The following is a 7,850-nucleotide window of genomic DNA, read 5'->3' as shown; positions in this document are numbered from 1 at the left end:
CGCCGGCGGGGCGTACGACCGGCCCCTGCGCCGGATGCGCCTCAGCTACCGGCGCCGCCGCGACCAGCTCGTCACCACGCTGGCCGAACGGGCCCCGCACATCCGGGTCAGCGGGATCGCGGCGGGGGTGTGGTGCTGGAGGACGACTACGACGGCGAGTTCCGGTACGACCGCCAGCCGGTCGGCGCCGTGCAGGGGCTCGATCCGGACCGGGTGGTCTACCTCGGTTCGGCCAGCAAGAGCCTGTCCCCGGCGCTGCGCCTGGGCTGGATGGCCGTCCCGGCGCATCTGGTGGACGAGATCCTCGGTGCCAAGGGCGTACGCGAGCTGTGGTCCGGGGCGCTGGACCAGCTCACCCTCGCCGACTTCATCGCCTGCGGGGCGTACGACCGGCACCTGCGCCGGATGCGCCTCAGCTACCGGCGCCGCCGCGACCAGCTCGTCACCACGCTGGCCGAACGGGCCCCGCACATCCGGGTCAGCGGGATCGCGGCCGGGCTGCACGCGGTGCTGGAGCTGCCGCCCGGCACCGAGCAGGACACCCTGCGCGCGGCCCGGCGCCACGGTCTGGCCGTCGACGGGCTGGCCGGCTACCGCCACCCGGACAGCCCGATGCCGCCCCGCGACGGCCTGGTGATCGGCTACGGCACCCCGCCCGAGCACAGCTTCACCGCCGCCCTGCACGCCCTCTGCCTGGCCCTACCGGATCCGGCGTAGCCGGCCCGCGCACGGCGTGGCCCCCGGCGGTCAGCCGGCACCGCCCTCCGGGCGGTCGGGCATCAGTCGGCATCGCGTCGGTCAGCACCGCACCGGTTTGCGCCAGGCGCACTCCAGGTCCTGCGCTCCCCCGCTCCCGGCGGCGCCGGAGGCATCGGTCGAGCGGTCAAAGGGTGCGGGTTGGGGGTGGGCGGCCACCGTGCGGGCCGTACCGGAGGAGGCCAGGGTGACCACGATCGCGTCCTCGATGCTCTTCACCGAGGGGGCCAGGAAGTTGTTGAGGACGATCGAGTAGACCAGTTGGCGGCCGTCCTTGTCGGTGACGTACCCGGAGAGGGCGGAGGCGCCGGTGAAGGAGCCCGTCTTGGCACGGGCGTTGCGGGCGGCGGGGGTGCCGCACATCCGGCCGCGCAGGGTGCCGCCGGTCATCCGGTCCGGGTCGCAGGCCACCGGCAGCGCCGCGTACCAGTCGGCGAACCAGGGCTGCCGGCGTACGGAGAGCAGCAGGGTGGTGAGCTCCCGCGCCGGAACGGTGTTCATCCGGGACAACCCCGAACCGTCCACCTGGCGCAGCCCGTCGGGATGGGCGCCGGAGCGCTTGAGGAAGCCGCCGATGGCGGTGAGCCCGGCCTGCCAGGTGCCGCGGCCGGCGGTCCGGTAGCCGATGGTCTTGGTGAGGACCTCGGCGTGGCCGTTGTTGGAGAGCTTCATGAACGGCACCAGCAGCTGCTTGAGCGGCATGGAGCTGTGGCCGGCCAGTGGCTTGGCGGCGGACGGGGTGGCGGTGCCCAACCGGGTGGTGCCGTCCACCCGTACCCCGTGGGCGGTGAGCGCGGCGCGGAAGACGGCGGCGGCGTAGCCGGTCGGCTCCCAGACGCTCACCCACTCCTTGGTCGGCGCGGCGCCGAGCGGGAGGCTGCCGCTGACCGTGAGGGTGTTGCCGCCGTGCCGCCGCTCGGTGCCCAGGGTGTTCGCGGTGCCCTTGGCGCCGGTGGTGGCGCGGTTGTCGACGCGTACGTACCCGTTGGCGGGGGTGATGGTGATCTTCGGCCGGTCGCCGGCACGCGCCCCGGGGGCCGCCCGCACGATCACGGTGCCCGCGTCGTAGTCGGTGTCGGGGGCGACGGTGAGGGCGGAGATCTGCGCCGAGTAGTACGCGGACTCGTCGTCGCCGGCCCAGCTGCGGCCCAGCCGCTGGTCGTCGAAGCGGGTGTCGTCGGCCATCAGGCGCCCGGTGACCCGGGTGACGCCGGCCGCGCGCAGGTCGGCGGCCAGCCGGTCGTAGTCCTTGGCAAGCAGGTTGGGGTCGCCGGTGCCGCGCAGGTAGAGGTCGCCCTCCAGGACCGAGCCGCGGCGGCGGGCGTCGCTGAGCACCTCGGTGCGGTAGCGGTAGCCGGGCCCCAGGATGTCCATCGCGGCGGCGGAGGTGATGAGCTTGGTGTTGGAGGCGGGCATCAGCTGGTCGGCCGCTCGGTGCTCGTAGCGGATCGCGCCGGTGCTCGCGTCCGCCACCACCACCCCGGCGGCCGCGCCGGCCAGCCGCCGGTCGGCGAGGATCGTGTCGAGGGCCTTCTTCAGGTCGGTGTCGGCGGTGGCGGCACTCCGGACGGCCCGGAGCGGGACCGCCCGCGGGCCGGAGGCGGTACGTGCCGCCGGTTCGGTGCCGTCCGCGTCGGCCGGGGAGCTCCAGGTCAAGGTGGCCAGCAGGCCGAGGGCCAGCGGCCCCACCCACGCCCGCCGGCCCCACCGCGCCGACCGGACCCGCTCACGCTTGCTCAGGCGTCTTCTCATGTCATGTGAGGATCCCTCAGCAGCCCCACCGAGGACAGAGGGCCGTCCAAGGCCCGACCCCCGTCAGGGACCCGGCACCCCCTCCTACGACACGGAACCCGTGCGCCCCAAGGCGCGCCCCCGCATGACGAAGGCCCCGCCGTCCGAGGACGGTGGGGCCTGTGTGTCACATGGGATGAGTGGAGATGGCGGGAATCGAACCCGCGTCCAACGGTGTGGAACCAGGACTTCTCCGAGCGCAGTCCGCTGTGCTTTTCTCGGCCCCGGAGATCACGCGGACAAGTCTCCGACGGGCTCAGTCACTGTTTGATTTCCCACTACACCCCGTGACCGGGTCTAGTGGTTTAGTCCCCTAGCTGATGCCAGGATCCGGGTCGGGAACAGCCCCGGGCTGACACTTCGCAAGTCGCTACTTAGGCAGCGAGGGCGAAGGAATCGCGCTTGGTGTTGGCGATTATTGGTTTCGGCATATGGTTTACGAGATCATTGCCGCTTCCTCGGCTCGCTTCCCCTGCTTCGACAGCCGCTGTCGAAACCGATCATCCCCATGTTGGCCACTATTGAGTTAGGTACTGCTCACGGTGTAACCCGCACCCGTGTGGGTGCGAACCCATCGTACAGAACCAGCGCCGACGGCCGCCAGCGTATTCCCACCGGTGGGCGACGTCCGCCGCGAAGGTCCCGCGGCTCAGCCCCGGGCCCGGCGCCGGGCCGCGGACATCGCCCGCTCCGCCTCGCGGCGGTCCTGCTTCTCGCGCAGCGTCTGCCGCTTGTCGTACTCCTTCTTGCCCCTGGCCAGCGCCACCTCGACCTTGGCCCGGCCGTCCTTGAAGTACAGGGACAGCGGCACGATGGTGTGACCGACGTCCTGGATCTTCTGCTCCAGCTTGTCGATCTCCGCGCGGTGCAGCAGCAGCTTCCGCTTGCGGCGCGCGCTGTGGTTGGTCCAGGTGCCCTGGGAGTACTCGGGGACATGGACGTTGTGCAGCCACGCTTCGTGACCGTCTATCTGCACAAAGCCGTCGACCAGCGAGGCACGGCCCTGCCGGAGTGACTTCACCTCGGTGCCGGTGAGCACCAAGCCGCACTCATAGGTGTCCAGAATGTGATAGTCGTGCCGCGCCTTCTTGTTCTGCGCGATCAGTTTGCGACCCGTCTCTTTAGCCATAGCGCCGCCATTCTCGCACTAGGACCCGCCTCCGAGGCCACTCAATACCGTGCGTGCGCGCGTTTCCGCCGAGGTGTCGGCACCTGGCCGCAGGGTGAGGTCGGGGGTGATCCCGACGTCGTCCACGGTACGCCCGGAGGGAGTGCGGTAGTGCCCCACGGTGAGCTCGGCCACCGAGCCGTCCGACAGCCGGCGCGGCATCTGGACCGTGCCCTTGCCGAAGGTGCGGGACCCGACCACCACCGCCCGGCCGCGGTCCTGGAGCGCGCCGGTGAGCAGTTCGGCGGCGCTCATGGTGCCGCCGTCCACCAGCACCACCAGCGGGGTGCGGGTGTCGCCGCCGGGCCGCGCCTCCAGCACCCGCTGGCTGCCCCGGTCGTCGTAGGTGGCCACCAGACCGCCGTCCAGGAAGGCCGAGGCGGCCCTGGTGGCCTCGCTGACCAGGCCCCCGGAGTTGCCGCGGAGGTCCAGCAGGATGGCGTCGCCGGCCGGGGCCCGGCGCACCGCGCGGCGCACCTGCTCGCCGGTGCCCCTGGTGAAGGACTTCACCCGGATCCGGGTGGCGTGCGGCAGCCGGTCGGTGAGCCGGTCCACGGTGACCGGTTCGGTGCGCAGCCGGGCCCGGTGCAGGGTGCGCTGCCAGTGGTGGCCGCCGCGCCCCAGGCCGAGCACCACGGGGGTGCCCACGGCGCCCTCCTCACCGCCGCGCAGCCAGGCCACCACCTCGGTGACGGGGCGGCCGGCGGTGCGCCGGCCGTCGATGCTGCGGAGCTGGTCGCCGGGCCGGATGCCGGCGCGGGCGGCGGGGCTGCCGGGCTCCACGCGGTCCACCGCGATCCGGCCGCCCGGGGCGAGCCGGGCCGCCAGGCCCACCCCCACATAGCTGCCGTCCAGCTGCCGGCGGAAGCCCTCGTACTCACGGGCGCTGTAGACGGCGCCCCAGCGGTCTCCGCTGCGGCTCACCACCTCGCGGGCGGCGGCGGAGCCGGACTTGCCGTCCTTGACCGCCTCGGCCGCGGCGGCCTCGACCTCGCGGGAGTCGGCGGTCCTGGCCACCGTACGGGCCGGTATCCGCGCGGTCCTGGGTCGCTCGTCGGTGTCCGGGGGATGCCCCCAGGAACCGGCGGCGGCCCCGGTGGCCAGCACGCTCACGAAGAGCAGTGTCAGTGCGGCCCCGCGGCGGATACGAGTGGCGCTCCCCTGGCCTTCGGTACGGGGAGGGACATACGAACACGGGCCCGACATGCCGGTGAGTCTAGGCCACCGGCGGGCGCCGCAAGGGGTGTTGGCCTCACGGCGCCCGGGGCGAAACTCACACCTTGAGGTACTTGCGGAGCGCGAAGAAGGCCGCGAGCGCCGGCATCAACGCCCCGATCGCCAGGACCAGCGGCAACTTGGCGTACACCTCGCTCATCCCGATGAACTGGATGGCGTCTATCTTCTCGGCCAGCCACCCCTCGATGAGGAACCGCTGCCCGCAGACCATCAGCACGCAGGCGAAGATGCCGCCCATCAGGCCCGCCGCTGCGGCCTCCATGATGAACGGCAGCTGGATGTAGAAGCTGGACGCACCGACCAGCCGCATGATGCCGGTCTCCCTGCGGCGGCTGAACGCCGACACCCGGACGGTGTTCAAAATCAGCGCCAGCGCCACGACCAGCATCAGCGCCATCAGCCCGAGCGCCGCGTAGTTCATGCCTCTGAGGAGGTTGAACAACGACTCCAGAGTGCCCCGCTGGTCGGTGACGTCCTGCACGCCGGGGCGGCCGGCGAAGGCACTGGAGATCACCTTGTACTTCTCCGGGTCCTTCAACTTGACCCGGAAGGACTGCTGCATCTGGTCCGCGGTGATCGTGGAGGCCAGCGGGGAGTCCTTGCCGAACTGCTCCTTGTAGCGGTCGAACGCCTGCTTGCTCGACTCGAACATGACGGTGTCGACGATGTTCATCCGCTCCAGATCGGCGCGGATCTCCTTCTTCTGCACCTCGGTGACCGGGCCCTTGGCGCAGTTGGGCGAGGTGTGTTCATCGTTCTTGTTGCAGAGGAAGATCGAGACGTTGACCTTGTCGTACCAGTAGTCCTTCATGCTGTTGACCTGCTGGGCCATGAGCAGCGAACCGCCGAGCAGGGCGAGGGAAAGGGCCACGGAGACGATCACGGCGAAGGTCATCGTGAGGTTCCGCCGGAGACCGACACCGATCTCCGACATGACGAACTGGGCGCGCATGGCGTCCTTTCAGTGCTGGTAGCCGTAGACGCCGCGGGACTGGTCGCGCACCAGACGGCCCTTTTCCAATTCGATGACGCGCTTGCGCATCTGGTCGACGATCTGCTGGTCGTGGGTGGCCATGACCACCGTCGTCCCGGTCCGGTTGATCCGGTCCAGCAGTTTCATGATGCCGACGGAGGTCTGCGGGTCGAGGTTGCCGGTCGGTTCGTCAGCGATCAGCAACAGCGGACGGTTGACGAAGGCCCGGGCGATCGCCACTCGCTGCTGCTCACCACCGGAGAGCTCGCCGGGCATACGGTCCTCCTTACCGCCGAGCCCGACCAGTTCCAGCACCTCGGGAACGGTCTTGCGGATGGCAGCGCGCGGCTTGCCGATGACTTCCAGGGCGAAGGCCACGTTCTCCCCCACGGTCTTGTTGGGGAGCAGCCGGAAGTCCTGGAAGACGGTGCCCAACTGGCGGCGCATCTGCGGCACCTTCCAGTTGGAGAGCCGCGCCAGATCCTTGCCCAGCACATGGACGGCGCCGTGGGTGGCGCGCTCCTCGCGGAGGATCAGCCTGAGGAAGGTGGACTTGCCCGAGCCCGAGGACCCCACCAGGAAGATGAACTCGCCCTTCTCGATCTCTAGTGAGACATCGCGGAGTGCGGGCTGGTTCTGTTTGGGGTAGGACTTGGAGACATTGTCGAATCGGATCACTTAAAGCACCACGGTCGACCTGGGTAGGGGGTACGGGCTGCCGTCGCGGCGGCTCCCGTCGGTGTGCGTGACCATACGCGAACCGCGCGTGGACGCGCAGTCGTCACTCCGGGTTGGTGCGTTTATTCACGGCACATCGGGGACAAACCGACGACAAAACCCCCGCCCGGCCGAGCGCACCCGACCACCATCCGTACCAGGCCGGCTACGGTCCGGACCGGAGGCCGCGACGGGCCCGGAAACGGGCCGGGGCGGGCGGGGCGGACCCTGGGCCGGAACGGGGTCGTGAGCGGACCGCGGCCGTCCGGGGACGGGGCCCGTACGGGGGGCGCGCCGAACCGGACGGAAGCTGGCACAGTGGAGGGGGGAACCAACAGGTGCTCGAATGCGTTGACCTTATGAGAACCCACGGCTGGAATCTGTCCTTCGGGCCAGGTCGGCAAGGCCGGAAGAACATGGCCTTGGCCCGCGGTCCGCAGGACGCAATCCCGGACCGCGCGAGTCGCGCTGAAGGAGGAGAGCGCATGACGTACGACAGGCTCGTCTGCGCCAACTGCGCGAGTCCCGTCAATGAGGGCCGCTGCCCCGTCTGCCGGGCGAGCCGGGAGCGGCTGCAGCGCCAGGAGGGCCCGTTCGCCGGGCTGAATCCGACCACGCTGGCCGTACTGCTGCTGGCGCTGATCGCGGTCGCCCTGATCGCACCCAGGCTCGTCTGACGCGGGGCCCGCCCTTCGGCGGGTGCTTCGGTCGGCGGAGTCTCCTCGGGCGGTGAGGCCGCCATGTCGGGCGGAAGCCGTCGTTCGGTGAGGTTTCCCGGGTCCTGGTCGCCTTGGGGCGACGATACGAAGACAAGCGAACGGGCCCGGAGCGCGAGGTGCGCTCCGGGCCCGTTCGGCTGTCCGCTATCGGGTCAGGCGACGTTGCCGCGGCTGACCAGGCGCGGCATGACGCGGAAGCCCACGCCGCCCGCGATCATGGTCGCGGCGCCGACCAGCAGGTAGGTGGTCTCGGAAGCACCGGTCTCGGCCAGCTCCTCCTTGGCCTTGCCCTGCTGCACGGGCTTGCTGCCGGCACTGTCGGTGCCGGTGTTGTCGCCGCAGTCGGTGCCGTCCAGGTCGACGGTGCAGGTGCTGCCGCCCTGCTCGTCGCCGTCGCCGTTGTCACCCGGCGGGTTGGTCGACGGGTCCGACGGGTCCGACGGGTCGGTCGGGTCGGTCGGGTCGGTGGGGGGATCGGTCGGCTTGGTGG

8 protein-coding genes and 1 other RNA gene are annotated in these 7,850 nt (G+C 70.9%); 2 read left to right on the top strand and 7 right to left on the bottom strand.

What is annotated here, in order from left to right; genetic code table 11:
- Positions 1–717: aminotransferase class I/II-fold pyridoxal phosphate-dependent enzyme (locus tag E4099_RS25625; protein ID WP_425348275.1), on the top strand; the 717-nt coding region annotated here is incomplete at its 5' end.
- An 81-nt stretch (positions 718–798) separates the two neighbouring features.
- Here E4099_RS25625 and dacB read toward each other — a convergent pair.
- The 6 genes from dacB to ftsE all read right to left on the bottom strand — a co-directional run bounded on the left by dacB (position 799) and on the right by ftsE (position 6,602).
- Positions 799–2,508: a D-alanyl-D-alanine carboxypeptidase/D-alanyl-D-alanine endopeptidase gene (gene dacB / locus E4099_RS25620; RefSeq protein WP_209446736.1), complete on the bottom strand. Its 1,710-nt coding sequence runs from the start codon at positions 2,506–2,508 to the stop codon at positions 799–801.
- A 177-nt stretch (positions 2,509–2,685) separates the two neighbouring features.
- Positions 2,686–3,055: a transfer-messenger RNA gene (gene ssrA, locus E4099_RS25615) on the bottom strand.
- Between the two features lie 141 nt (positions 3,056–3,196).
- Positions 3,197–3,676, bottom strand: coding sequence for an SsrA-binding protein SmpB (gene smpB, locus E4099_RS25610; RefSeq protein WP_135341482.1), 480 nt, complete (start codon positions 3,674–3,676; stop codon positions 3,197–3,199).
- 18 nt (positions 3,677–3,694) lie between these two features.
- Positions 3,695–4,921, bottom strand: a complete 1,227-nt coding sequence (locus tag E4099_RS25605) for a S41 family peptidase (protein ID WP_135341481.1) — start codon at positions 4,919–4,921, stop codon at positions 3,695–3,697.
- 67 nt (positions 4,922–4,988) lie between these two features.
- Positions 4,989–5,903 (bottom strand): permease-like cell division protein FtsX, encoded by a 915-nt coding sequence (gene ftsX / locus E4099_RS25600; protein ID WP_135341480.1) that lies wholly within the window; start codon positions 5,901–5,903, stop codon positions 4,989–4,991.
- Positions 5,904–5,912: 9 nt separating this feature from the next.
- Positions 5,913–6,602 carry a cell division ATP-binding protein FtsE gene (ftsE, locus tag E4099_RS25595; protein ID WP_135341479.1) on the bottom strand — a complete coding sequence of 230 codons (690 nt, stop codon included), beginning with the start codon at positions 6,600–6,602 and terminating at the stop codon, positions 5,913–5,915.
- Positions 6,603–7,126: 524 nt separating this feature from the next.
- On the opposite strand from ftsE, the gene E4099_RS25590 reads away from it, so the two are divergent.
- Positions 7,127–7,318, top strand: a complete 192-nt coding sequence (locus tag E4099_RS25590) for a hypothetical protein (protein WP_135341478.1) — start codon at positions 7,127–7,129, stop codon at positions 7,316–7,318.
- Between the two features lie 194 nt (positions 7,319–7,512).
- Here E4099_RS25590 and E4099_RS25585 read toward each other — a convergent pair.
- Positions 7,513–7,850, bottom strand: a 338-nt coding sequence (locus E4099_RS25585) for an LPXTG cell wall anchor domain-containing protein (RefSeq protein WP_167828479.1), incomplete at its 5' end; no start/stop codon positions are given.

Origin of the sequence: Streptomyces palmae, from assembly GCF_004684805.1 — a bacterium.
Taxonomy (GTDB): domain Bacteria; phylum Actinomycetota; class Actinomycetes; order Streptomycetales; family Streptomycetaceae; genus Streptomyces; species Streptomyces palmae.
Note: the sequence above shows the minus strand (reverse complement) of the source record. Positions and strands in the feature narration are given on the sequence as shown.

Coding starts and splice junctions, on each gene's coding strand:
- smpB (WP_135341482.1), bottom strand. CDS start 3,676: ATGGCTAAAGAGACGGGTCGCAAACTGATCGCGCAGAACAAGAAGGCG.
- ftsX (WP_135341480.1), bottom strand. CDS start 5,903: ATGCGCGCCCAGTTCGTCATGTCGGAGATCGGTGTCGGTCTCCGGCGG.
- E4099_RS25590 (WP_135341478.1), top strand. CDS start 7,127: ATGACGTACGACAGGCTCGTCTGCGCCAACTGCGCGAGTCCCGTCAAT.
- dacB (WP_209446736.1), bottom strand. CDS start 2,508: ATGAGAAGACGCCTGAGCAAGCGTGAGCGGGTCCGGTCGGCGCGGTGG.
- E4099_RS25605 (WP_135341481.1), bottom strand. CDS start 4,921: ATGTCGGGCCCGTGTTCGTATGTCCCTCCCCGTACCGAAGGCCAGGGG.